Here is a 25911-nt window from a genome sequence, read left to right on the forward strand (position 1 = left end):
CCGACACCGGCTAATGCCTGTCAGTCAGGGGAGAGGTGGGAGCGGGCTTGCTCGCGATTGGAGCGGCGCGGTGTGAGCATCTGACCGCGTCGCCTGTATCGCGAGCAAGCCCGCTCCCACAAGGGGTCAAGTTCAACCCTTAACTGACCGGCATCAGCGGACACCGGCCGACTTATTGACTTCTGCCATCACTTGAAGAGTCAGATCCCTTATGAACAGCCCCGTCATCCCGTCCTTCCGCTACCAGATTTTCTTCCTGATCATGCTCATGGCACTGCTCAATTACATTGACCGCGGCGCGATTGCCTATGCGTCGGCGAGCATTCTTCCCGAGTACGGTTTCGACAAGGCCGATTGGGGCAATGTGCTGGGTTACTTCGGTTACGGTTACATCCTTGGCGCGTTGGTCGGAGGCATTCTGGCCGACCGCTATGGCGCCAAGCGCATCTGGTTGATTGCGGGTGCCACCTGGTCGATTTTTGAAATCGCCACTGCTTTTGCCGGTGATTTCGGGCTGGCGTTTCTGGGTGGTTCGGCCATGGCCGGTTTTGCCACTATCCGCGTGATGTTCGGCTTTGCCGAAGGCCCGGCCTATTCGGTCATCAACAAGAGCGTGGCCAACTGGGCCACGCCCAAAGAGCGGGGCTTTGTGGTTTCAGTAGGTCTGCTCAGCACACCTCTGGGCGCACTGTTGACCGCCCCGGTAGCCGTAGGCCTGCAAACCCTGACCGGTGACTGGCGCAGCATGTTCGTGGTGCTGGGCGTGGTCAGTCTGGCGCTGCTGATTTTCTTCATGACACGGTTCACCAACACCCCCGATGAAAACCCGCGTGTGTCCAAAGCTGAGCTTGATTTTCTGCGCAAGGAGCGGGCCGAAGCGGTCAATGCCACGACCCCTACCACCAGCGTCGCGCCGGTTTGGCACTTCTTCAAAAACAAGGATTTGCTGCTTAACGCGATCGGTTATTTCTCGTTTGTCTACGTGACCTTCCTGTTGCTGACGTGGACTCCCAAATACCTGCAAGACGAATTTCACTACAACCTCTCCTCGCTGTGGTACATGGGCATGATCCCGTGGACCGGCGCCTGTTTCACCGTGCTGTTGGGCGGCAAGATCTCCGACTTGCTGCTGCGCCGCACTGGCAATCTGAAAGTGGCCCGCAGCTGGCTTGCCGCGACCTGCCTGCTGTTGACCACGTTGTGCTTCATCCTGGTATCTCAGGCCCAGACCGTGTGGGGTGTGATAGCCCTGATGACCCTGGCTAATGCCCTCAACGCACTGCCCAACTCGGTCTACTGGGCGGTTGTAATCGACACTGCCCCGTCCAACCGGGTAGGTGCCTACAGCGGCATGACCCACTTCATCGCCAACACCGCTTCGTTTATCGCTCCGATGCTCACTGGCTACCTGACTGTTCGCTACGGATACTCGTCGATGTTCGTGGCGGCAGCGGTGGCTACGGCACTGGGTATGAGTGCGATGTTGATGGTGCGTCCCGGCGGTCGGCCGGTTGTCACTTCCCCTACACCAGCAGTAGTTTGATGGAGTTGTCTGTATGAACCTGGAGAAGCCTACCCACGCTGGATATTTCTTTGGCCAATCAGTCATCGCGCTGGCCGAGCGCCTGCGCGCGGGCAGCCTGACGAGCGTCGAGCTGACCCGGGCCGCCCTGGACAGCATCGAGCGTCTGAATCCGATCCTCAATGCCTTTGTTCAGATCGACGCCCCCATCGCACTGGCCCAGGCACGCAAGGCCGATGAGCTGTTCGCCCAAGGCCAGGACCTGGGTCCGTTGCAAGGCATACCCGTAGCGGTCAAAGACAATATCGATACGTTTGATTACGTCACCACCTATGGTTCGGCGCATTTCGAGGGCCACCGACCGAGCCGCGATGCACTGTGCGTGCAGCGTTTGCGCGAGGCGGGTGCAGTGATCGTCGGCAAGACGTTGACCCACGAATTTGCCTACGGCCCGACCGGTGACCGCTCGCTTCAGGGGGCCGCGCGTAACCCTTGGGATCCCCGTTGCATCACGGGAGGTTCCAGCGCCGGCAGTGCGGCGGCGGTGGCCAGCGGTATGGTGCCACTGGCATTGGGCACCGACACCGGGGGTTCGATCCGTATTCCTGCGGCGTTGTGTGGCGTTGTTGGTTTCAAGCCATCCTTTGCCAGTGTGCCGCTTGAGGGGGTATTTCCGTTGTCATCGAGCCTCGACCATGTGGGCCCGATTGCCAATCATGTCGAGGATGCGCGGTTGCTGTTTGAAGCCGTGGCGGGGCGAGCGTGTGCGCCCACGACGAACTCTCGACCGCTGCGAGTTGGCTGGATTACCGCTGGCAGCTTCGGGCCGGTCGACGCCGAAGTGGAGCGCCAGGTCTACCAAACGGCGCAGCAGCTGTTTGCTGATGCACTGCAGGAGACCCGCGAGCTTGAGCCCCTGGCTGCTGCAATGAAAGACACCTTGCTTGTGCTGCAACGCGCCGAAGCTTTTGACGTGCATGCCGAGCGCATGGAGGACGCGCCGCTTAAATTCGAACAGGAGGTACGCGAGCGTCTGGAGTTGTCCCGTGAAGTCAGAGGTTGGCAGTACATTCGTGCCCAGGCCAGTCAGGCGCAGTACCAGGCGGCGATGGCGCGATTGTTCGAACACTATGACTTTCTGGTTTCGCCCAGCGTACCGATAACCGCGACTGAGATTGATGTGCGCGAGGTCCGGGTGGGCGAGCAGCGCATTGATGTGCGGGCCGCAGTACTCAGCCACACCAGCCCCTGGAACCTCACCGGGCTACCTGCTATCAGCTTGCCTGCTGGGCAAGTGGGGGGTATGCCGGTGGGGCTGCAGGTGATTGGCGCGGCAGGGGAGGATGATCGTTTGTTGCAAATAATGGCCAGCCTGTACGTACGGGACTGAGCCGGGCGATCCACCTCGAACTAACAATGAGTCTGACGAGCGCCCTGGGCGCTCAAAATGGAGCTAGACTGGACTCCGCGCTGAATCGATTCACCTAATCAGCGAATTATAATTCCAAGAAAGGATCCGCCCATGAAACTGCTTCCCGTCACCTGCGCCATTGCAGCTCTGTCCTTTGGCTCTCACGCTTTTGCATGGGACTTTGTGCTGCTCGACAGCGACAAGCCTGCCAGTAATCAGCGTATTACCAGCGAGCAGCTGGGGATCAAGGTCGACAAACCGTTTTCAATCAGCATGCGCACCTTGCACGGCGGTCGGCAGGAAGGCGTGAGCCTGATTGATATCGATAACGGCACGATGAAACTGACGGTGGTGCCCACGCGCGGGATGAATGTGCTCAGTGCCCAGGTCGGCAGTGCGCGCATGGGGTGGGATTCGCCAGTCAAGGAAGTGGTCAATCCGGCGTTCATTGAGCTTAACGGACGTGGCGGTCTGGGCTGGCTTGAAGGCTTCAACGAACTGGTCACTCGCTGTGGTTATGAGTGGGTAGGCCATCCGGGCATGGACAACGGCGAGTTGCTGACCTTGCATGGTCGCGCGGCGAATATCCCTGCCAGCAAGGTGACTGTGCACATCGACGAAACCCCACCGTATGCAATACATGTACGTGGCGAGTTGAAAGAGCAGGCTTTCAAAAAAGTGGACTTCAGCGTGCAAACCGAACTGGTCACCGAACCGGGTGCGGCGCGCTTTGTGCTCAATGACACGTTGACCAACAATGGCGATTACCCGAAAGAATACCAGGCGCTGTACCACAGCAACTTCAGCACGCCGTTTCTGGAAGAGGGCGCCCGCTTTGCGGCGCCGGTCAAGCAAGTGTCGCCATTCAATGACAAGGCCAAAGCCGATCTGGGCGAATGGCAGACTTATCGCGCACCTACCCCTGACTACGATGAGACCGTGTACAACGTGGTGCCCTACGGCGACGCCAAAGGCGATACCTTGACCGTGCTGCACAACAAGGCCGCCAGCCTGGGCGTCGCAGTGGGTTTCAATGTCCAGCAATTGCCGGTGTTCTCGCTGTGGAAAAACACCGATACACGCGGCCAGGGCTACGTCACCGGGCTTGAGCCAGGCACCAGTTTTTCCTACAACCGCCGTTACCAGCGGCCGCTGAACCTGGTCCCGACCATTGGCCCCAAAGAACAGCGCCAGTTCAGCATCAGTTACTCGTTGCTGGCCGACAAACCGGCGGTGGACAAAGCGTTGCAACAGGTCAAATCGATCCAGGACGGACGCGCGACAGAAGTGCGGCAAACGCCGTTGGTGGATTTGAGTAAGGAGTGATCGGCCTCACTGCGGCGAGGGCAGCAACGCTGTAAGGCAGACAACCAACCCCTTAGCGTACGGCATGGTGTAATCGCTCCATCAGTGAGCTCGACCCGCAATGCACTACCGGTCATCACCGTTACTGACACGGAATGACCGGAGTGCGTTGCAGGTTATTTTTGCGCCAGCAAGGCTGCCTTCCTTTGCGCTTTTTCGTGTTTCATTGCCGCTATTTCACGCTCGCAGGCCTCTACATCGAACGAGTTATCCCACTTGGCAATGGCGAGGGTGCCGATGCCGTTACCGATCAGGTTAGTCACGGCCCGCGCTTCGTTGAGGAAGCGGTCAATGCCCAGCAGCAAGACGAGCCCTACCAAAGGGATGGAGTGGATGGTGGTGAGTGTTGCAGCCAGCGTCACAAATCCCGCACCCGCTACGCCTGCCGAGCCTTTGGACGTCAGCAGGAATACACCGAGCAGAATCATCTGATCCACAAACGTCAGAGGCGTATTGGTTGCCTGGGCAATAAAGATGGCGGCCATTGTGAGGTAGATACAGGTTCCGTCCGCATTGAAGGTGTATCCCGTTGGCAACACCATGCCCACGACTGATTTTTTGCAGCCAAGTTTTTCAAGTTTCACCATCATTCGCGGCAGTACGGCTTCGGTTGAGCAGGTGCCAAGGGTGATGAGAATTTCATCCTTGAAATAACGAAGAAACTGCATGAGCGGCATGCCCGACCATCTGGCAACGGTGCCCAGTACCACCACGATGAAAATCAAGGTTGTGATGTAGAGCGCGATCAGCAACTGACCGAGTGACAGCAAGGTACCAATACCGTACTTGCCGATAGTGAACGCCATGCCAGCACCGGCGCCAATGGGTGCCAGGCGCATGACCATTGCTACGATCTTGAACAGACCTTGCAGGAACAGATCGATGGTGTTGATCAGTGGCTTGCTGGTCTCGCCCATTTGAACCAGGGCAACACCCATCAATACCGACAGCAGGATGACCTGCAGCATCACGCCATTCGAGAATGCGCCGATGAAGGTGTGCGGGATGATATTGAGAAAGAATTCAATGGTGCCACCTTGCTCACTGGCCGCTTGGCTGTACTTACTGATGGCACTGCCATCCAGCGCGTTGACGTTGATATTCATGCCTACGCCAGGCTTCACGATGTTGACCACAATAAGGCCGACGACCAGGGCGATGGTTGAAAGAATCTCGAAGTAGATCAGCGCTTTCACACCAATGCGCCCGACTTCTTTGATGCTGCCCATCTTTGCGATACCCACAACGACCGTACCGAAAATAATGGGCGCCAACAGCATTTTGATCAGTTTGATGAAGCCATCGGCAAAGGGCTGGAGCTTGGCTCCAATATCGGGCATGAAGTAACCGATTGCTGCACCGATCACGATACCGATCAACACTTGCATATACAGCTGGCTGTACCAGCGGGACTTGGATATTTCCACGAAAGCACCTCATTTTATTTTTGTGATGGGCATGTGGCTGGACGTTCGCGCAGGACGCCTGATGCTGCGGCCTTGGCTAGAGACCGCAGATTTAAGATGATCAGCCTTCGCCCAACTCACGCATGACTGCGTACAAGGCGGACTTGGCTTCGAAGCCAACCCCCGGAATATCCGGCAGACCGACGTAGCCATTTTCAACGCGGATACCGTCAGCAAAACCGCCGAAAGGCTGGAAAACGTCCGGGTAAGATTCATTGCCGCCCAGGTGCAGGCCGGCTGCGATGTTCAGGGACATCTGGTGACCGCCATGGGGAACGACGCGGCGGGAAGACCAGCCCATTTCTTCCATCACCTTCAGGGTGCGCATGTATTCAACTAGCCCGTAGGACAAGGCACAGTCGAATTGGAGGAAGTCGCGATCAGGGCGCATACCGCCGTGGCGCAGGAGGTTCCGGGCGTCCTGGTGAGAGAACAGGTTTTCACCGGTTGCCATGGGCAATTCATAGTGATTGGCCAGTTCCGCCTGGAGTGCGTAATCCAGAGGATCGCCGATCTCTTCGTACCAGAACAGGTTGTACTTCTTGATGGCTTCAGCGTAAGCGATACCTGTTTGAAGATCGAAACGACCGTTGGCATCGACCGCGAGTCGACGACCGTCCCCAACCACTTCGAGCACCGCTTCGATGCGGCGGATATCTTCGTCCAGCGGTACTGCACCAATCTTCATTTTGACAACGTCGTAGCCGCGATCCAGATAGCTCTGCATTTCGGCCTTGAGCTTGGTCTGGTCTTTGCCGGGGTAATAGTAACCGCCCGCTGCGTAGACCCAGACCTTGTCGTCTGCCACGCCATTACGGTAACGGTCAGCCAGCAAGCGATAGAGCGGCTTGCCTTCGATCTTGGCAACGGCATCCCATACCGCCATGTCGAGGGTGCCAACGGCGACCGAACGCTCGCCGTGGCCACCTGGCTTTTCGTTGGTCATCAGGGCTTTCCAGATGGCGAACGGGTCCAGATTGTTGTTTTCGTGGTCGACGAGGGTGTCCGGATCCGCTTCCAGGATGCGCGCCAGGAAACGATCGCGCATCAGAGCGCCCTGGCCATAGCGACCATTGGAGTTGAAACCGTAACCGATGACGGGTTTGCCGTCGCGAATCACATCCGTGATGACCGCGACCACCGAGCAGGTCATTTTGGAAAAATCGATATAGGCGTTGGCAATCGGGGAGGCGATGGAAACAGTTTTTTCACGGATGTCTACGATGCGCATGACAGGTTCCTCTTGTTGTTGGTGGCCCCACGTTAGGCTTTGCGATGTCACCCGCCCAATGCTATTAATGCCGGACCCTATGCACAGGAGGCATGGCCCCTTGGAACTCGTCTGGCTCGAAGATCTTTCAGCGCTTGCGGAGTACGGCAGCTTTGTCCGTGCCGCTGAAGCGCGCCATGTCACTCAGCCGGCATTCAGCCGCCGAGTTCGCTCACTGGAGACCTGGATGGGGGTCGAGTTGTTTGTGCGTACACCGCAAGGGGCGACCCTTACCGAGGCAGGAAGGCAAATTTTGCCCAGTGCCCAGGAAGCCGCCAGAAACTTGTACAGGATGCGCAACGAGGCTCAAGAAGTTGCAGGGGCAGCAGCCAGGTCGCTGCAATTTGCGGCCACTCACTCCCTGTCGTTTACATTCTTTCCCAAGTGGCTTCGAAGCTCCGAAAACGGTGCCCCCATAGAGGCTGTGCAACTGCACTCGGACAGCATGGCTGTCTGCGAGCAGATGCTGATCCATGGCCAGGTTCAGTTTCTGCTCTGCCATCGCCACCCTGACGTTCCGCCGTTGCTGGCACCTGATCAGTTCATCAGCAAGAAGGTGGGGGAGGACGTTCTCGTGCCGCTTGCGAGTGCATTCGCTAACTTCGGCACCTCACCGGCAGCTTTGCCCTACCTTGCCTACACCCATGAGTCAGGACTGGGGCGCATCGTTGCCCACAGGCTGCGAGGCAAGGAAGACTACCTGCACCTCAAGCCACTGTTCAGCAGCCACCTTGCAGCGGTACTGATGTCCATGGCCATGGAAAGCAAAGGCGTGGCATGGTTGCCCAAAAGCCTCACCGAGCAGGAAATCCTGGATGGACGCCTGGTTAGAGCGCTCGACGAGAGCTGGGACATACCCCTGGAAATTCATCTGACCCGCCCAAAAGCAATCCTCAGTCAGTCTGCCGAAAGCTTCTGGAGCCGGGCGGGCAGTGAGCCACAGTCTGAATGAGGGTTGTGAACCCCGGCGTGATTCAAAGGCTATCGGGGTCGCCAAAAAACATTTTGACAGGGCTCTAGCGCGGTACTTTCAGGTCACAAAAAGCTGATTATGCCCCCATTATTGCCCCCAGTGACTTGGGTTGTAAAAGTGATCGCGAACGGCGATTTCTAACATCTGTCGAGGTGGCGCCCACTGGACTCCAGTGTACCTCCATGGTGGACTGTCAGTGGCTCTTTGCGGATCTGCCTCCCCGCCTTCAGGCGGCGTTGCTGGTTCGCTTACGGCAGTTACTTCGTCCGTAGCTGTGCGGCAGCAGTCTTGTCTGGGGCTTCAGCGCCACCTCGGTGGAAAGCGGAGGGCGTCTGGCATTTTGGCACAGTATAAGGCCGCGCATGTATCAGTTGAGACTCCTAATGGTGAACCCCCGATCACAATCTGACTGAAAGTGATAGCATATTGCCTCCGTGCCCGGTGACGTTGGGAGGTGGATTCTGCGACCTCCGCTTTGAATGTTTAGGATGACCATGCGCATAGGGATTGATTTTGGAACGAGCTACACCGCAGCAGCTGCCTACATAGACGGTGAGCTTCGACATATTTCCTTCGGCGGCGACAGCCAGTTTCGAACTGCGGTATTCATACCGGAGAAGTCTATTGACTGGACCCTTTTTCAGCCAGACGCCTATGAGCAGCAGGTCCGCGACAACCTTAGTGCTTCGACGACGGCGTATACGAAGGCTCTCGGAGAATATGATGAGGCAACCAGCAAAATTCGGTTCCACTATCGATCGCTAGCGAAGAATGGCGATATTACTCAAGAAGAGGCACAGGCTCGAATTTCCTGGGCTACCTCGGAGTTGAAGAAGCCCGTATCGCCTTTGGCTGCGGAAATTCGGAGAGCGACCATTTCCGCAGCTCGACGCCAATGGGCCTATGAGCAGAGGGAGGCGGGTAGGGCTAGCTCGATTAACGTCGACGAATCAGCAGTTTTTGGCGAAGACGCGATTGAGGAATTCTTTTGGTACGAGGAAGGCCGACTCATCCAATCTCCGAAATCCATGCTTGGTTTCAGGTTAGCGGCTCCACAGCGCGAAGCGATTGTGAAAATCGTCTCGAATGTCCTAAAGCACGTCCGGCGTGCGGCGACTGAGCAATTGAGTGTCGATGTCACAGAAGCCACTATTGGCAGGCCTGTTGTATTTAGAAGCTCGATGGGGCCAGAGGGAAGTGACCAGGCAGTGGAGCTGCTGCGCGAAGCAGCACATCGTGCGGGATTTAAATCAGTAGATTTCCTGGCAGAGCCCGCCGCCGCCGCAATCACTTATCACATGGATTTCCCTGAGTCCCAGTTTGCGGTAGTCGTGGATGTAGGAGGTGGTACCACTGATATCGCCGTTGGGCATGTCGGTGGTCAAGCCGGGGCGCCGGAGCTGGACGCCAGTTGGGGCTTAGCTAAGGGCGGCACCGATGTGGACCTTGGACTTTCTCTTCGCGCGGTAATGCCACTATTTGGAAAAAATGATTGTCGCCTGCTCGCACCGTTTTACGTCGACGCCGCCATGGTCAGCGACCAGAACCGGCAAGCGGCCTTTCGAAAAGTAGACGTTGATTCGATCAAAGCTCCCTACAAGAAGCGTTTGCTTGCGCTGCAGCGGTATGGGGTCACTGTCAGGATGAATCGTGACGTAGAAAGGCTCAAGGTCGCTCTCAGTTCAGAAGCCGAAGCATACGTTTCTCTCGATTACGTGCAGAAGGGGCTTCGAGCCAAGGCGGGGACATCTGATCTGGAGTTTGGATATGAAAGGTACATGCGCTCCTTCAACGAGTTGCTCAGTCAGGTGAGGGGGGCGACCGCTGGCCGAACTCCGATCGTGTTGCTTACCGGCGGCATGTCGCGAGCGCCCTATATCGCAGAGGCTGTCAAACGACACTTTCCAGGTTGTGAGATACACCATGGAGATGCGTCGCTAGGGGTAGTAGAAGGCTTGGCGATGCATGCGGCCACGGTGCACAAGACGGCCTTTGACGCTCATGCGAAATGACCAGGTTACTTCACCGAATCACGGCTGAAAGACCTCCAACAATGTGGGCAACTTCGTACCAGCGCACCACCTACATCCCTGGACTCATCCGAGCGCATTGCCGAAATTAAGGTTGCTGAATGCGATGCCGGGCTGGGTTGAGTATCGTGGTGCGATGGGAAATGACATTCTATGTGCCACTAGCCCTGGCCACCACAGTATTGTGAGCGATTGATGCTCGTTGAGTAGCCCCACTGAATCATCGGAGATTGTCGCATGCGAGTAGAAGGACCACTGCCTCAAACCGGTGATCAGCACGATATCAATGCTGATGCGGACTCTTGTCTCCGGGCGCGACGCCCCCAACATTGGCGTATCCAGAGCTTGGAGGGGACCGACGACTACGGGTTCGACTATCAAGTCCAGACAACGCCCAACCAACAGGTCACGGATGTCTTTCGTATCCAGCTCAAAGGAACGCGCTCACCGTCGATTTCAGCGGACGGTGAGTTTATCTCGGTGGCCTTAAAGGCCTCGACGGTCAGGTACTACAATCGTGTGGTCGAACCCATACTTCTAGTGATCTGCGATTTATCCGTTAATGAGGATCCGGTTGACTGCCCCTTGCATTACGTCTGGATTCATGAGGAGTTAAGCCGGATCAATGTGTTGGATTTGCCCGCCGAGCAGAAGTCCGTAACGCTCAAAGCACCTCGTAAGAACCTCATCAACAGAAAGACCGATCTGTCTGCGGAAATCGGCCAGCAAAATGATTATTCCCGCGTCGGTCATCTGTTGGGTGGACACACTGAACAGACCCATCCGGATATGCCTTCCGAGGAACGGTTATCGCTGGTGCAAGGAGCGACACAGGGGATTACCGCACGAGGGGCATCCTTTATCGAAGCCCTCGCAGCCCCGGCGCAAGGGCACTGGATCGCTCCGGCACAGGGATCCCTTGCTTGGGAGCTCAGCCAGGCGAGGGTCGACCTGCTAGCAAATGCGTTGGAGCGCGCGTGCACGCACCTGGACGTCGCCGAGCGGATGCTGGGAGGGGCTACCGTCCTTGAACAAGCCGAATACTGGTGCCTGCAGGGTAACTGGCATGTGGAATCTGGTGCAGATGTGTCCGCAAGCGCTGCCTATCAACGTGCCTATCAACTCAACCCATTGCCGAAGTATCAAGCCGCTTGGTGCGAGGCCGAGATCCGACTGCGATTTGACAATGCTCGCGAAACGTTGCCCGAACTGGGGGCCCAGCTTCAGGGAGAGGATCCGCTGATTATTGCCACCCGTTCGCGTCTTGCCGCGATCCAGGGGGATTATCGAGGTGCAGTTCAGATCGCCGAGGCGCTGCTGGAGCCCGAGCGCTCAGTAACAACAGCCCTCGCTCATCTGCTGAACGGCGAGCATACCGCTGCCGTGAATTGCTGCGATCAAGGGCTTACTTTCGCTGACCCGCTCACCTCTGTGGGGCAGACACTCCTGCTTTATAAAGCACGAGCTAAGTTCGCGTTGGCTCATGTTGCAACCTTAGACTCTGAGTTCCCTTTTATCCCGGCCTCTGGCTTACCTGGGGTCGATCCGGTGATGCTTCTGGAGGTGTGGGCAGCTGTCAACGCAGCGGTTGAGTCGTTCCGGGCGGCAGGGTGGCAATCTAACATCGAACACCTTTCTGATATCTGGCCGTCTACCGCCCTTGCCTTGGGTAAGGGGCCGGAAATTCTGCCACTGTTGGTCGAGGCGACGACGGCGCGCCCTAAGTTGCACGGTCTACAGGAAGCGCTTCGAATTGTCGCTGTAGAGTGTGGTGACCATGAGTTGGCGCTTAAGGTAAACAGCTCGTTGCCACCATCTGAAATCAACAGTCTGTGGGCGACACTCCTGTTTCACTCTACTGGCAAGCATCGCCTTTCCGTGCGGAGCTTTCAGGAGTGTTATGGGTCCGCTGACCGTCTGTATCCGCGCTTTGGCACTGCGGCCGTCGCGGCCATCTTGTCGGCGCAGAAGCTGGTGCGGCCAGATCTTGTGCGTGCCTGGCTGGACGACCTCCAACGTGACCCGAACCTGCAGGGCTTTGCCGCTCTTGCACGATATCATCTGGCCCTTGAGCACAATCAGAATGAGAAGAGTGAAGCGCTCCGCACATTGCATTCCTGCTATGAGCAACTCGGTCAGCCTCAAGACCTAGCCTTCACGCTGTTGCAGGAGTTGAATCCGACTCAGCCAGAAGAGGCGCAACATTGTGTCCAGGTCGCGAAGCGAATCACCCAGGAGAGCCTGCTGACTCCAGTGATGGCGGTACGGGTGGGGCTGGCGCTAATTACGTTAAAGGACTGGTCCGCGCTGTTGAGTTTGTGTCAAGGGGGGAGCGTCCGTGCGGAGGCCGGGGATCGCATGCTGGCGTTCGAAGCGCTGGCGCTTGATCATCTCGGACGCTCCAGTGCGGCACGTGATCGTTTAGCCGCTCTTCTAGCCTCAGGCTCAAATGACCATGTTGCGCTGGATACTTATGTCACTATCGCTACGCGGTGTGGCTATGTGAGTGAAGCCGTCGATGCTGCGGAACGCTTCCTGGAGGTGGCCGATTCTAATGCGCAGCGTCTCGAATGCATGAGAACGCTCTATTCGTTGATCCATCTTGCTGATCCTGCAAGTGCTAGGCTCCGTGCGTTGGCGCTAAAAATCGGAGAGATGGTTGATCGAAACGATGAGCAGCAGGAGGGGGCTTTCCTGATGATGATCCTCGCCGCCCCTTCGGGCGATGCGGATGGCGACGCTTCCACTGATCGTCAACGCTTTCAGGAGAGGGCGTCGGCATTCTTCGAAAAATTTCCAAACTCCCAGATTCTGCGCAAAGGTGAGATTCGAGAGGATTGGTCTCATGAGGAGTTCTTGTCAGCCCTAAAGTCTCTGACGGGTATTACCGATGCTGGTGAAGCTTTGCAAAGAAGGCTAGAGAAAGGATTGCAGCAGGGTTCGACCACAGTTCCTTTTTCTTGGCGTCCCCGCTTAGCTCTTTCATCGGTATCTGATGTGGTACATCTCTGGGAGATTGCCAAGGCGTCGAGCCGCGATGACGCGAAATATCATCTGGCAATGACAATGGGTTCAGATCGGCCGATCCTGACAGCGCAAGATTTACGCGCGCGCGTGCCATTGTTGGACCTCACGGCCTTGTTAGTGCTTCTCGATCTGGAACTGATTGATCGAGTAATGACTTTCTTCGGCACCGTCGCTGTTTCCAAAGCGACCCTGGAGGAGTTGCTAGAGCTTTCCAGCCCCATTTTTGGCAGCCCCATGCGTGACAAATGTTTGGCGTTGCAGCAGGCACTGAGACAACACCTGAGCTCGATTCTCCAACTGTCTTCATCCACGACTGAGCGTAGCCAGGGAAAGTATGCCGTGGTTGGTCGAGGGAACACCCATATCACGGATATTTGTGCTGCTCAAGCGGCTGACTTCAGGCTTTATTCTGACGACGCTACCTTTCGAATATTTTGCGCTGGGGGCGCTGACCCTGACGGTATCTGCACCCTCGATGTGCTCGATGGCTTAGTCGAGTCGGGGCTTCTAGATATCAGAGAAAAAGCCCGTAAGGTTGCACAGCTCTGTCAGTGGAATGTCGGCATCTTGGTCCGCTGGCAAGATTTTATTGCACTTCTCCCTCTCGGGCTTTTGCAGGCGACGAACGTGAGTCAAGGAGTTCGGATTCTTGACGGCGACCCCGACTTGAAAATGCTGGTGTCAGCTGTGTGGGATTATCAGCTTCCGTTCCAGAAAACCATGCGACACGCTGCTGCGCTGCTTGGTCTGATGCTCGTCTTGGAGCCGATATGTGATATTGCTATCGCAGCGTTGATGATTCAGTGGTTTGTGAAGGCAGGCATGAGTAAAGATGCTCCTGATCAAGCTCTTCGAACGATTGCCCGTCTAGTAACCTATACGGCAAGCATTAAATCTTTAGAGGGGGAGTCGGGGGTGCGACTTTGGCGAGTCTATCTTCTGATTACCGAGTGGCATCAGGGGCATCTCGATGACACTAAAATGGAGTTAGCGATACAGGTATTGGGGGGCGAATGTGCCCGCTTACAGCACGTTACGCCGGGTTTGGGAAATGACGTTTTTTCAGCTCTCATAAAGTGCCTGCCGAACGGATCAGTCGAGGCACGTATTTTTGCTAATGCCTATTCTGTGGTGCTGCGGCAGGAGGAAGCTAGTCAACGAAAAAATCCTGCACATGCCCAATCGGCTTTTCAAAATCAGAAAATGCGGCAAGTGCGCATTCAAAAATTTGGCTGAGAAAACTGAAAGTTGTACGCAACCTTGAACATCGTATTTCTGGTCGTGGGTCTCGATAGTCCGGTCAGACCCAGAACTTCCCGCTTCAATTGGCGGCCGAATTGGTCGGCAGCGAGGACGCTCGGATTGCCTGTGGAGGCGGGCCCTAACTTCGCCGTTCATGGCCAGTTAAGCCGTTGGGCCAAGTCGCTGATCAGTAGGAAGTTCATGCGCAAGCTCAGTAAGACCTCCTTAGCGGTAATATCGCCGGTTGCGTGATGCCCTCGACGATCTGCTGAGCGCTTTAGAGAACATATCCAGTGAATCCCGTTGAGCGGTGTATCGAAGGTAGGACGAGCATCGATGAAGTCGGGCGGGGCGTTCCATGCCCCCCGACCTCGAAGACGTCAGTATCGAACTCGCTCGGGTTACCCCTGTCGCTGAATTGCTACGCGGTGACCATTAGGACGCCTGCTTGGCCAAGCGTTGCATGTTGAGCGAGCTCGTCGTCAGACCGGCCCGGTTGAATCGGTAGCGCATGTACGCCGAGATATCCTCCTCGTGCGACGACACGATCAACTGGCTGTGTTTGAGCTCACAGCGGAGCAGGTCGGTCAGAGATGCGATGTTCACCTCGTCTAGAGATTGAGATGGATCGTCGATGAGGATAAGCGGGACTTCTGCGTAGACCTTGTTGAGCGACAGGAAGAAGGCCAGGCTCAGCGCCGACACCTGGCCCGTGCTCATGGACATGACCGCGTCATGTTCAGATTGTTCTGCCGTCAGGAACCTGAGCTGCTTGCCATCTCGGCTCTCGATGAACAACCCAAGGCCGCGTTGGTAGTTCTGGATCAGCCGCCCACTGTAGATGTGGAAGATGAGCTCGATCTCCGAGATAGTCTGATCTGCATACTTCTGCTCCGCTTTCTCCAAGGTAGTTCGCAGTTGGATGACCTTGCCCTTTGCTTTAGTGGCGGCCTCCGTCTCGCGTTGCATTTTCTGCAGTTCTTCAAGGCTTTTTTGAAGCCGGCTGTTCTGCGCTTCGTTGGCTTTGATCGTGATGTAGAGCTCTTTGTTTGCCAGATCTTGAGCGTCGAAAATGTAGAAGTCCTGCAAGTCCTTGAAGACTGCTTCGATGGTTTGCCGCCAATCGTCAGGGAGCACCACTGTCTCGTCCGTTTTCTTAGCGCGCATCGTTTTTTGCAGTTCTTCCAGGCGAGCCGCTGTCACCACTTCATCTTCGTTGAATGTGAAGGTGATCTGGATGCCTTCGCCCCTGAGCCGTTCCAGGATCTGCTGGATTGCAGGGAGGCGAGTTTTTACTTTGGCCAACGCCTGATGCAGTGCTTCGTTGTAGGCAGGCTTCAGGATCGCTTCGCGCCCCTGAATGAATGTATCAATGGTGCCCAACTCAGTGGTCATCGCAGTGGTCAGCGCGACGAGTGCCTTCCCATCCTTTCCTAAGGCGTCAGAGATCTTTTGGGCTCTGATCTCAATCGCTTCGAGCATCGCAATGTGAGTTTTCCAGTCGTTCCCGCACAGGGGGCAAAACTTGTCGTCCGGATAGAGCTTGGCGTGCTCATCCAGCAACTGCTGCTTCAGACGAGCCAGTTCGGCAGCAGCGCTGTCATTGGCTGTATTTCTGGTGTTCAAGTCATTACGCGCTTTGATTCGCTCTTCAAACCATTGAAGTCGACCAACTGCCCAACTTGGCAGTGTACGTGCCTGCTCAGCAGTGATGGCGGAAGCACCTTTCTTGACGATTTTTGCTGCTTTACCGAGCCCGTCGAGCTCCTTTTTTTTCTGTTCCAGGTCATCCAGTTTGTTCAAGTCGGTGCCCAGCAGTGCCAAGCTGCTCAGCGACTCCGCGTGCGACTCGATGTCCGCATCGATGGCATCATTCTGAGTTCTGACACGAATGGCTGTTTTCTGAGGTAGCAGGCCATTCAGCTTGCGAATGGCGGTCGAGAACTGGGTGTGAATCTCCGAGTCGTAGGTGGGGAAGGGATCTTCCTTGTCCCAACCCGGCCCGACCTCAACCGTGGACAGCTTTTTGTACTCAACACTTCCCAGATCGGCCTGCACCATCGCGCGCAGGGCTGTGCACTCATTGTTAAGCGCTTCTTCATCAGCCTTGCGTTTTTCGTCCCCTAGGAATTTTGTGAGCCTTGTCGAGAGTGAGCGGCAATTTTCAATCTCTGCTGCAACATCGTTGATGTTGAACAGGTTGCCAAGCTGGTCTTTGCGCTCGTCTACCCGCGTATGCAGCAGTTTATTTTGCCCTTGCTCAAGGTAGTTGAGGAAAGTGAAGTTTTCCCGGAAGTTTTTGCCGAAAACTTCGTCTAGGAACTCGTTCTCACGCAGGTTTGCCTGCGTGAAGGCTTTCGACTCGAAATCGGGGAGTTCATACAGCTTGAAGTGCTTGAACTTGTCCGCTCGGTTGTTCGATTTTTTGTCGAACGCTTTTACGGGTGCATGCCGGGCCAGAACCAAGCGGTTATCCCCATCATGAAATTCGATCTTGATGGTCAGGTCTTTTTGGTCGGTCCGTTGGTTCCAGAAGAGATTGTCGTCATAGTTTGTTTTGAGCTTGGTCATCAATGTTGAAAAGAGATTGTCGATCCGCTTGATCTGACCCGTGAGCAGCAGCTCGACAGCATCGAAGACACTGGTTTTTCCGTACCCGTTCGGCCCGTCTAGCGTTAGCAGCGATGAGGTGCCTAGATCCAGATTGACGTGTTTAAAAGCCTTGAAACGAGAAACTTCAATTCGCGCTATTTTCCATTTCATTGTTCATCAGCTCCGTGATCAATTCTTCAGCGTTATTCGAGGTGAGTTTCTGGATGATTTTGTAGGTTTCATCAAGGCCTGCTTCAACCACAGCATCGGCTGCTTGCAGGCGCAATGAAATAAGCTCACCTCGGGTGAACGGGAGCTCAAGAAAAGGAAGCTTAATGAATATCTTTGCCGCAACACTGTACTGCGTAGCTGCCAGAGGGTCTTTCTTGTAGTTGCTGAACTGGCTCTTGTCCGAGATAGTGGCGACCAGTTTGTTAAAGGTATAGTCTTGGATGGCATGTTGCTCGGTATCGCTGTAGTAAAGCACATATTTCTTGAAGAAGTGAGGATCCTCTTCAATCGCAAAAATCTGTTCTTCCTGGTCTTTGAATTCAGCTAGGTGGTTCAGGTGATGAATGCAGATGAGATCGCAGTTCTTCTTGAATGTCGGGTGGTTCATGAAGGAGTCGGGGGCCGATTGGTTAATAAGAGCATTCAGCTCAGTGGGACCGGGTAAGTGATCCAGCTTATGCAAAATCGCAAAGCGGATGGCGGAGCCGGACTCCCGAATGTAGAAGCTCGTAAGGTCGGTTTCGCAGTCTTTGATGAACCCATGGAAAATGAGTGCCTCATCAATAATTCTATTTATCATTCAAACGAGCCTCTGCGTCTTCTTTAGTCACGATGCTTAAACAAAATGATTTGAGGATGTTACTGTCAATGTGGTCTCTGACCTGCTGATCGTCAAGGTCGTTGGGGTGCGTGAACTTGGTGTTGATAATGAAAGACTCAGAAGATCTGCTAGGGATGAGGTTGTTGTACTCAAAAAGCAGCTTGAGTAAATCTCCATTGGTATCCATTTCTCCCAGTAAGTCTGCAGTGCAACCCTCGTGGTCATCAACGAAGGGCAGATCGAGGGCCGTCGGAAGATAGAATCGCTTGTCACTGTCCAGATAGTGCGGGAATTGTTTAAAAACTGGCTCAATCGACATGTCCTCGATAAGGCCAGAATAACGCCGGATATCTGCTTTTTGTATGCTAGAGAAACGCTCTGATGGTTTTATCAATTGACAAAGCGTCTGCATGTCGCTGGCTTCTGAATCCCGAATATGTTCGAAGAGCCGACGCGCTCGCCCGTAGGAAGTGTCGCTCATACCAGGTAAGGCTTGATCAAGCCTGTCCTCCAAATGGTTGTGCAGCTTTGCCTTCAAATCGATCGCATAATACTCAGTGTTGTTGTAGGGGTTCTTGTTAAGAATATCGTCTATTAAACTCTGAGCTGTAATGCGGCTTTCAAACGCTGCCTTGTTGGCCTTCTCTCGGTCGATCTGTACCATTCGGTGAATCGCGACTGCTTGTGTGCTTATCTTCTCAGACAGAAGGCAGTAGTTGTAGTGCAAGAGCTCGTCGGTTAGCAGGATGAAGTTGCTGCTGCATATTTCTTTGATGACAGCTTTTGTGAGTCCTTCGATCTCGTCTAGACCGCAGTATTTGTTGTTCCCGTACGAGTAAAATTGAACCAACTCGTTGTTCTTTCCGGTGTAATCATCGGTGTCGTTGAGTTGGACGGATACGTGGAAGTAGCGTGACACGCCTTTAACTCGATCGTATTCGACAGCAGATGATTTTTCCAGTGCCTCAATGTACTCGCTTTTGTACGTGCCAATCTTGGCTTTCACTTGATGAGCGCTTACAAGTGCGCCGCTTTTGTAAATGGCGAAATCATCGCTGCTATCTAGTTGAAGCTCAAAATCTAAGTCTCCCTGATGGATTAACTTGAGGGAGTGATAAAGTGAAATTTTTCCTTGGTAGACGTAGCCGCTCCACGTAGACACAGCGGTGGCTGGATAGCCTTTGCTCTTAACGCTCACGTTGACTCCCTTCACGGATAGATATGGCGCTCATAAATGGCACAAAGATATCACCATGTAAATGGTGTCTTGTAAATCGCATGCTGGAGAGATTTTTGTTGTTTTTCTGACGCCGGAAAGTAGTTCTATTGTTTGGCTTTAACGTTTAAGCGCGGTGGTCTAGTGATACTGCGATACGCGAAAAGGGCGGTTTGATGGTAAGGGAGCGGTGAACACACCTTTCGAACTCCAGATTTAAGGGCGATGTTATCCGCCTATTTTTAAGCGGACGCGATAGCCCTTATTTTGGGAGATCGGTAGGTGGGTTCACCGTTCGCTTACAGAAATGCTCCACACCGTTCACATGATCGTTGTCAAAGTGGGAAAGAACCAGAAAATCGATTTCCTGCGGTAACCAGCCTACGATGTTTTGATCATTGATTGCTTTTTCTACACGATGCTGACTTCTAGATCCGCAGTCATAAGCCCAACTGAATACGGCCCGTCGCAACTGATTATTCCAAACTACCCCGGTGAAAAACGTTCCGTGGCCTACCGGATGGAAATGTTGACGCACGTGCAGGTGGCAATTCATATAGCTCCTTACCTAAACCCTGATCCAAAAATTCACATGATATCGGAAGACTAGGAGGTATAATAGCCAATAGCCATCACCAAGGCGCAATCTCCGCGTTGAATTCGCCCTTGGTTTTATACTTGGCAGTTCGTAGGCTGGTTCCAGCATGCGACTTTGCCTTGACGCTCTCAGGGGAGGGCTGGCTTGAGTGCATGTCAATTTGCTACTATTGGTTTTTTGTCATTAGCATCGCCGTTTTGTTGAATGAATACGTGAGCGTAGTGACTGTAACCTAAGGTAAATCAATGGCGGATTCTGATTTCAAACAAAAGCCGATCGCATTCCCTACCGGTTGGGTTCGGCACTCCAATGGAAGCGTCATTGGCTCAGATAAGTACCGCCCAGATCTATCTTTCCAGGACGCTGAGGGCAGGGTAGTTTGCGTAATTGAATCATCTAGCACCAACGATCGTAAGGTTGGAGTTGGAGAATTGTTTCTCGCGGACAAGTTTTTTTCAGATACCGCTGTCGATGGTGTCCTCATTTTTTCCCTTTGTGGAAAATCGACCAGCCCACCTCGTCCTGATACTCAACATGCCTACCTGCTGCCGTACTTCACGTATCTTCGTTCATTCGCTGGAGAATATGGCGTAAAGGAAATATATATTATCTCCGAAGCCGCGTTCGAATCATGTGATTGGACAGCACTCAGTGACGATTTCAAGTCCATGGCGTATGAACTAAAAGTTCAAGCTGTTATTTCAGATCCAGCTGTACAAGCAAAACAGGAAGTTTCACTCCCATTGCTTGCTTAGTTTTCCGGTTAGGATAGCGAGCTAGATATGCTTTCGCGATTTTCAGTTTGTGTTTGCCTCCCCCCCCCCCCCTTCACGAATGGATGTCCTTATGGAAATTGAAATGACCCCGCTGCCAAGTGGCTTGCTTCAGCTACTCGATAGTGTCGGCTGTACAGTGCCGAAACAATGCTACGCAAATTGCTTGGCTGCAGTAACCAATTATCCACTAGCAGAAAAATATGTTCTATGTTTTGTCGAAATAGAAAGTGGTGAAAGGTTAGGGCATGCTGTAATAAAGATTGATGGCAACTATTACGATCCTACACTTGAGCTTCAAGCGCCCCATAAAATAAAGTACTGGTGGCACTCAGAGTATACAAAAACTGAATTGCGCGACTTTGTTAAAGCGCAGCATAAAGACATTGTTCCAAAAAATGGTGGGATTGAAGTGTTCCCTCCAAGCCTTCGTCAGGATGGAACAGTGGTGTGCGAAGAAGTTACAGCTTAAGCGACCTACAACGGCACCCACTGATAAAAGTCAGAAAGTCGTAGCTGCCAGAGAGCCCCAAATTTTCCGAGCATTTTAAGAGCCGTCAAGGTCGCCACGCATTCAGGTGAAAGTGGTGATGAAAACTTGAACCCATGGTTGTACAGGGCGGTATGAGCACCCAGCACTGCCCAGTGCCGATCGGAAATGCTCAAGAGTTCCTTGCATACCCATACTCAATTTTCTGTATTAGAGAAACTATCTGCAGTAACCCCTTTGCAAACAGTCAACAATGGGGACTCCGCAAACGTTCATATAGCAACTGACGGCGCTGGGATTACGTCAGAGAATAGTTGATGACATTATGTTAGCAGACATCCATGACTAGCCAATGTTTGGTAACGGTGCGAGATTGTACTGAGCGGAAATCGAGTTGAAATGGGCGTTAATTAAATTTCGATGCGAATCAAACGTTTTTGCGGTCTGTGCCAATTGGAAGTTGCAAACGTTGCCTGGCAAATCGATTTCACCGCTTTTGACATAAGTCCGATACAGCAGTCGAAGCGCGCGCAGTTGGTTGTAGAGAACGTTTAGTTGATCAGCAAGACCGCGGTCTTGGTACTTGAATCGCGGTTTTGTAACGAGCTGCCCATCCGCTCGCCCGGTGTTGACCATCTCAATAAGACCAGTAATTGTTTCTCCAAACGCCCGATAATCGCTCTCCAAATGCCATGGGTCCTGCAAAGCTGAGCGATCCATGTGATCCCGAATATCGGAAAGAGCCTCAGTATCGGTCTTATCCAAGACGGAAATGGCAGTATGCCCATAGCTGATCTCACTCTCTATGAGTGCAAGGATGGCCTGGAGCTCCAAGGTCGTCTTTTTTTCGATGTCTTGCATGAGCGATTTATTATCGATGACATCTGTACTGCCATCGAAGAACACTCCGGCAGGAACAGTCAAAGTGCTGTATTTACCTGTTCGCTCACCAATAACTAAGATTTTTAGCGACTTGTAAGTCGTCCCCAGCCCGTGTTTTACAAATTTATCCAAGGTCTTTTGGATTTTCTGCGCTCGGCGATCCGAAGTGACCTGGACTGCCAGACTAATATTCTTGTCGGCTAGGTCGATTGCTGCTGCGTTTAACTGACTATGGTTAAGGTTAACAAGACTGTACCCATAGATCTGATTGAGTAACCGCTGAAAGAAGTGTTCAGCTGCGATATTGAGGTCAAAAAAGTGCATTGACCCGAGAACCTGTACGGATGCGCTAAGATGAGTGATATGAAGCGCGATCTCCTTGATCAGTTGCTCGTGTTTCAACATGGGATTCCTAAAGTGGTAGACAGAATTCAGCGAGCGGAGTCTAGTACAAAAAGAGTCGATGCAGCATGATCAGCTTCTCAGGCAGAATCCCCGTCGTGATCTTGTCCCTGATAGCCAAAGGGCAGAAGGCGCTGCAATAGGGGGGTAAGGAGAGGAGCCTCAATAGGGCACCCCTCCGAGAAAAACCTTCTATGCTGCCATATCGGAGTCTTTCATAGGACAAGCGTTTGACGTCGGATTTTTCATTTATTGAGGAAGAAACACAATGCCTAGGCCAGAAATTCCAAACATGCGGTTGTGGCCGCGCAATTTGTGCACCGGGCAACGTGGCGGCCTCTCCACGTCTCAATACGGAGGAATGTCTACCTCTCAGTATGGGGGCATGTCGACTTCACAATACGGGGGTATGTCTACATCCCAGTATGGAGGCATGTCGACTTCGCAGTACGGAGGCCTATCCACATCGCAATATGGCGGCCTCTCAACCTCTCAGTATGGTGGTCTATCCACATCACAATACGGCGGTCTCTCGACTGCTCAATACGGAGGCCTTTCGACTGCTCAAGGAGGTGGCATGTCTACCGCCTCTGGTAATGTCTACATGAGCAACATTCCGCCTTGGCCAATATTTGTACGCGAGCTTGAGGCTCGGGGTTTTCAAGCTCAAGCTGATTCGATACGCCGGTATTTGCCGGCGTTCTTATGGCCTGAAAACTTCTTCAATTAAGAACCTAAAAATGATTCAGCGATGGAGTTCGACGTGAGCTAGCCGCAGATCTCCTGGTACGCGATGCCGAGGAACGGCGAGAAACGTTTACATTCTGCGAGACCTAAAACACCTTAGATTCAAGATTGGTAAAGCGAACAAAATCCTCGCTAGAGTGCGGAGTTTTCGGTGGGAATCGATTGATTTTCATCAGTCATTTGGCCTTCGCCTAGTATCTGAAACCAATGCGTTTACCTTAGAAAAAATATTACACCGCACCTTCCGACTCGCTAGCGTTTGAATCGCCCCGGGTTCTTTAGACACTCTCCAAGCTCGCTGCGTAACGCTTTTCAAACTCTACCGGGGACAGCTGATTGTTGAAACCATGACGACGTTTTGCGTTGTAAAACATCTCGATGTAATCGAATACATCACCACGAGCATCTTCCCGTGTGATGTAGATTTTTCGCTTGATCCGTTCTCGCTTCAAAAGCTGGAAAAAACTTTCTGCGACAGCATTATCGTGGCAGTTACCTCGACGACTCATGCTGGCAACCAAATTGTTCGCCTTCAAGAAACTACGCCAATCGGAGCTGCTGTACTGGCTGCCTTGGTCGCTGTGAACCATCACCTCTTGTTTTGGTTTACGCCTCCAAACGGCCATCAATAATGCATCAATGGCCAAATCGCTTGTCATCTGCGGTTTCATTGACCAGCCAACTACTTGGCGAGAAAACAAGTCCAGTACCACTGCCAAATACAGCAAGCCTTCGTACGTGCGGATGTAGGTGATGTCAGTGACCCAAACCGTGTTGGGTTCCACCACATCAAACTGACGCTTCAATAAGTTGGGTGAGGCCACCGCAGGTTTACCTCCGTACTTCCCTGGACGTCGGCGGTACCCTGTCTGAGAGCGCAGACCTTCAATACGCATCAATCTGGCAACCCGATGGCGACCGCAAGCCTCACCGATTTCACGCAGGTCATCATGGATTTTGCGATAGCCATAAACGCCGCCGCTCTCCAGCCATGAATGTTTTATCAGCCCCAACAGGCGCTGGTCGTCTTTGGCGCGCGCAGATTGCGGTTCGGATAACCAAGCGTAATAGCCACTGGGGTGGATTTTGAGCGTCAGGCAAAGCCGTCGAACGGAGTAGTCGGCAGTCTGCTGCTTGATAAAGGCGTACTTCAACCGCACTCCTTGGCAAAGTACGCGGCGGCCTTTTTTAATATGTCTCGCTCTTCAGTGACCCGCTTGAGCTCCGCCCTAAGACGTCGAAGTTCAGCCTGCTGATCATCGCCTTGCTGTCGTTCTTCCTGTGGCTTGCTGTAGCGCTTTACCCACGCATAAAGGCTGTGAGTCGATACACCGAGACGTGCTGCCACATCAGCGACAGGCAGCTTCTTTTCGATCACTTGATTGACTGCTTGGATTTTGAATTCTTCGGGATAACGTGGGTTGCTCATGGCACCTCCTGATTGGCCTCATTTTAAGGCAAAGAGGTGTCTAGGAAACCCGGGGCGATTCATTGCTTTCTGGCCCGACTTCTATTGATCCATGAATACCGCAAGCTGTTATTGCGCGACCCGCAACTGCCTGACGAACTCTTGCCGGCCGACTGGGAAGGTAAGGCGGCTAGATTGCTGTGCCGCAATATTTACAAGTTGGTCTGGGAGAGGTCGCAGGAGTGGCTGGTTGATTCGCTGGAGGTGGCTGGAGGGGAGTTGCCTGAGGTTGGGGAGCGGTTTTATCAGCGGTTTGAGGGTAATTCAGTTGTTACCAAATCCGAGTTACCAGCAAATTGATCTGAATACCGGTCAAGCACTTTCTGCTTGAGTAAATCCAAATAGTCAGCCCATTGCTGCGCCGCCTCGCGTCGTTGCTCCAGTAACTGCGCCCGCGCATAAACGGCCCCAAGCGCGCCCGGCATTCTGTGTGACAGCGACAACTCCAGAACGACAGGATCTATTCCCAGCCGCTCATGAGCGATGGTTCTGTAAGTTGCACGAAACCCATGGGCAGTGATGTCGTGCTCTTGCCACATACGTTGCAGCGCCTTGAGTAAAGAGGTGGGGTTGATGGGGTGGGCAGGGTAGACCGGAGACACAAATACCCAGCCTTTGCCTTGATCATCCAGTACTGCGTGCTTTTGCATGCGTCTAAGGATTGCAACAGCTTGCGTAGGCAACGGCACAATGTGCTTGGTTTTGCTGAGGTGTCGGGTTTTACCGACAATGAACCGCCAATCGGCACCGGTCAGGTCGATGTCTTCCCAGCGCATTACCGCAAGCTCCCCGGGCCGAACGGGTAGCATTACCAATAAACGCAGGGCCATCGATACGTTGTTGTCATTAAGGTCGTCCAGACGGCGTATGAACACACCCAGATCATCAGGTTTTTCGATAGCGGGATTGCTGTTCACCACATGACGGATCTTCAGTTCTTCGCTGTTACTGAGCGCGACATTGCGTTCAACCCAGCCGCGTCCTTCAGCGAAGCCCAGTACGGAGCGGATTATGGTCCGTACGCGCTTGGCCATGGCCATGCTGCCTTGGGTTTTGAGCGAAGTGATGATTTGAGTGATGTGTTCCAGCCGGATGTCACTGACAGGTCTTTGACCAATCACGGGGTAAACATGATTAGCCAGTGCGCCTTTGAAGCCGGCCAAGGACTTTTCAACCAAGTCGGGCGCCTTGAGTTGCAGCCATTGCTGGGCCACGTACTCAAAGGTTCGAGCTTGGGTGAGGTGCTGAGCGTCAATTTTGGCAAGTTTGGCTTGTCTCGGTGAGACCGCGTTGGCGATCTCGCGTTTGGCCGCCCACGCCAGCTCCCGGGCCTCCTTCAACCCGATGGCGGGATAGGCACCGATTGCAAATCGGTTTTCCTTGCCATCAAGTCGATATTTAACCCGCCAAAGCTTCGAGCCAGGCTTGCCACTCTTCTGCGGTTTTTTTACTTCCAGATAAAGGCCGGGCACGTCGCCATCGGCGTATTTACCGGGTTGAGTTAAGGTCCTCAAACGCGCGTCGCTGAGCTAACGCCTTGGGACGGTTTCACGTTCGGTATTCATATTTGGGGGCACGCCATTTTTTTAGTGGTAGACGTGCCCC

Annotated in this window: 18 protein-coding genes and 2 pseudogenes; 11 read left to right on the forward strand and 9 right to left on the reverse strand. The window is 53.6% G+C overall.

Going from position 1 to position 25911, the window contains the following annotated elements; genetic code table 11:
- Positions 1–211 precede the first annotated feature (211 nt).
- The 3 genes from TU76_RS14125 (at position 212) to TU76_RS14135 (ending at position 4259) form a co-directional block, all read left to right on the forward strand.
- A complete protein-coding gene (locus TU76_RS14125) occupies positions 212–1543 on the forward strand; it encodes an MFS transporter (protein WP_048351889.1) in 1332 nt (443 codons plus the stop codon).
- 13 nt (positions 1544–1556) lie between these two features.
- The gene (locus TU76_RS14130; RefSeq protein ID WP_048351890.1) at positions 1557–2912 is read left to right on the forward strand and encodes an amidase; all 1356 of its coding nucleotides are present in this window, start codon (positions 1557–1559) and stop codon (positions 2910–2912) included.
- A 132-nt stretch (positions 2913–3044) separates the two neighbouring features.
- Entirely contained in the window at positions 3045–4259 is a 1215-nt protein-coding gene (locus TU76_RS14135) for an aldose 1-epimerase family protein (RefSeq protein ID WP_048351891.1), read from the forward strand.
- 155 nt (positions 4260–4414) lie between these two features.
- Here the strand turns inward: TU76_RS14135 and dctA are convergent, their stop codons facing one another.
- Entirely contained in the window at positions 4415–5725 is a 1311-nt protein-coding gene (dctA, locus tag TU76_RS14140; RefSeq protein ID WP_048351892.1) for a C4-dicarboxylate transporter DctA, read from the reverse strand.
- 100 nt (positions 5726–5825) lie between these two features.
- Positions 5826–6995 carry a mandelate racemase/muconate lactonizing enzyme family protein gene (locus TU76_RS14145; RefSeq protein WP_019827199.1) on the reverse strand — a complete coding sequence of 390 codons (1170 nt, stop codon included), beginning with the start codon at positions 6993–6995 and terminating at the stop codon, positions 5826–5828.
- A 100-nt stretch (positions 6996–7095) separates the two neighbouring features.
- On the opposite strand from TU76_RS14145, the gene TU76_RS14150 reads away from it, so the two are divergent.
- From TU76_RS14150 to TU76_RS14160, 3 genes are all read left to right on the forward strand, one after another.
- Complete coding sequence (locus TU76_RS14150; protein WP_048351893.1) at positions 7096–7986, forward strand: LysR family transcriptional regulator; 891 nt, start codon at positions 7096–7098, stop codon at positions 7984–7986.
- Positions 7987–8501: 515 nt separating this feature from the next.
- On the forward strand, positions 8502–10019 hold the full coding sequence (locus TU76_RS14155) for an Hsp70 family protein (RefSeq protein ID WP_048351950.1): 1518 nt from the start codon (positions 8502–8504) through the stop codon (positions 10017–10019).
- 255 nt (positions 10020–10274) lie between these two features.
- Positions 10275–14300: a DUF4365 domain-containing protein gene (locus tag TU76_RS14160; protein ID WP_072022805.1), complete on the forward strand. Its 4026-nt coding sequence runs from the start codon at positions 10275–10277 to the stop codon at positions 14298–14300.
- A gap of 441 nt (positions 14301–14741) precedes the next feature.
- Here TU76_RS14160 and TU76_RS14165 read toward each other — a convergent pair whose 3' ends face one another.
- The 4 genes from TU76_RS14165 to TU76_RS25235 all read right to left on the reverse strand — a co-directional run bounded on the left by TU76_RS14165 (position 14742) and on the right by TU76_RS25235 (position 19502).
- Complete coding sequence (locus TU76_RS14165; RefSeq protein ID WP_048351894.1) at positions 14742–17069, reverse strand: AAA family ATPase; 2328 nt, start codon at positions 17067–17069, stop codon at positions 14742–14744.
- Positions 17044–17709: an ABC-three component system middle component 1 gene (locus tag TU76_RS14170; RefSeq protein ID WP_048351895.1), complete on the reverse strand. Its 666-nt coding sequence runs from the start codon at positions 17707–17709 to the stop codon at positions 17044–17046. Before TU76_RS14170 ends, TU76_RS14165 begins: the two co-directional genes overlap by 26 nt.
- Positions 17699–18928, reverse strand: a complete 1230-nt coding sequence (locus tag TU76_RS14175; protein ID WP_048351896.1) for an ABC-three component system protein — start codon at positions 18926–18928, stop codon at positions 17699–17701. Before TU76_RS14175 ends, TU76_RS14170 begins: the two co-directional genes overlap by 11 nt.
- A 280-nt stretch (positions 18929–19208) precedes the next feature.
- Positions 19209–19502, reverse strand: coding sequence for an MBL fold metallo-hydrolase (locus TU76_RS25235; protein WP_082136537.1), 294 nt, complete (start codon positions 19500–19502; stop codon positions 19209–19211).
- A gap of 287 nt (positions 19503–19789) precedes the next feature.
- Here TU76_RS25235 and TU76_RS14180 point away from each other — a divergent pair, with 287 nt between their 5' ends.
- Both TU76_RS14180 and TU76_RS14185 read left to right on the forward strand, forming a co-directional pair.
- On the forward strand, positions 19790–20299 hold the full coding sequence (locus tag TU76_RS14180; RefSeq protein ID WP_048351897.1) for a hypothetical protein: 510 nt from the start codon (positions 19790–19792) through the stop codon (positions 20297–20299).
- A gap of 91 nt (positions 20300–20390) precedes the next feature.
- Positions 20391–20789 (forward strand): hypothetical protein, encoded by a 399-nt coding sequence (locus TU76_RS14185; protein WP_048351898.1) that lies wholly within the window; start codon positions 20391–20393, stop codon positions 20787–20789.
- 363 nt (positions 20790–21152) lie between these two features.
- Here TU76_RS14185 and TU76_RS14190 read toward each other — a convergent pair whose 3' ends face one another.
- Positions 21153–22094, reverse strand: a complete 942-nt coding sequence (locus TU76_RS14190) for an SMEK domain-containing protein (RefSeq protein WP_048654699.1) — start codon at positions 22092–22094, stop codon at positions 21153–21155.
- Positions 22095–22668: 574 nt separating this feature from the next.
- Here TU76_RS14190 and TU76_RS25630 point away from each other — a divergent pair.
- Both TU76_RS25630 and TU76_RS25965 read left to right on the forward strand, forming a co-directional pair.
- Positions 22669–22821, forward strand: a complete 153-nt coding sequence (locus TU76_RS25630) for a hypothetical protein (RefSeq protein WP_231984095.1) — start codon at positions 22669–22671, stop codon at positions 22819–22821.
- Between the two features lie 94 nt (positions 22822–22915).
- Positions 22916–23101: a hypothetical protein gene (locus TU76_RS25965; protein WP_478212692.1), complete on the forward strand. Its 186-nt coding sequence runs from the start codon at positions 22916–22918 to the stop codon at positions 23099–23101.
- A gap of 15 nt (positions 23102–23116) precedes the next feature.
- Here the strand turns inward: TU76_RS25965 and TU76_RS14195 are convergent.
- Positions 23117–24267 (reverse strand): IS3 family transposase gene (locus TU76_RS14195; RefSeq protein WP_088500109.1). Its coding sequence is split into 2 segments (ribosomal slippage): positions 23117–24030 and positions 24030–24267, totalling 1152 coding nucleotides; the frame shifts between segments, so codons are not numbered across the junction.
- Between the two features lie 63 nt (positions 24268–24330).
- Between TU76_RS14195 and TU76_RS24815 the strand changes: the two are divergent.
- Positions 24331–24606 (forward strand): annotated as a pseudogene (locus tag TU76_RS24815) (PaaX family transcriptional regulator C-terminal domain-containing protein); the annotation flags it as partial.
- Here TU76_RS24815 and TU76_RS14205 read toward each other — a convergent pair.
- A pseudogene (locus tag TU76_RS14205) lies at positions 24552–25835 on the reverse strand (tyrosine-type recombinase/integrase); the annotation flags it as partial. The pseudogenes TU76_RS24815 and TU76_RS14205 sit on opposite strands and share 55 nt — an antisense overlap.
- Positions 25836–25911: the final 76 nt, after the last annotated feature.

Origin of the sequence: Pseudomonas psychrophila (genome assembly GCF_001043005.1) — a bacterium.
GTDB classification, from domain to species: domain Bacteria; phylum Pseudomonadota; class Gammaproteobacteria; order Pseudomonadales; family Pseudomonadaceae; genus Aquipseudomonas; species Aquipseudomonas psychrophila.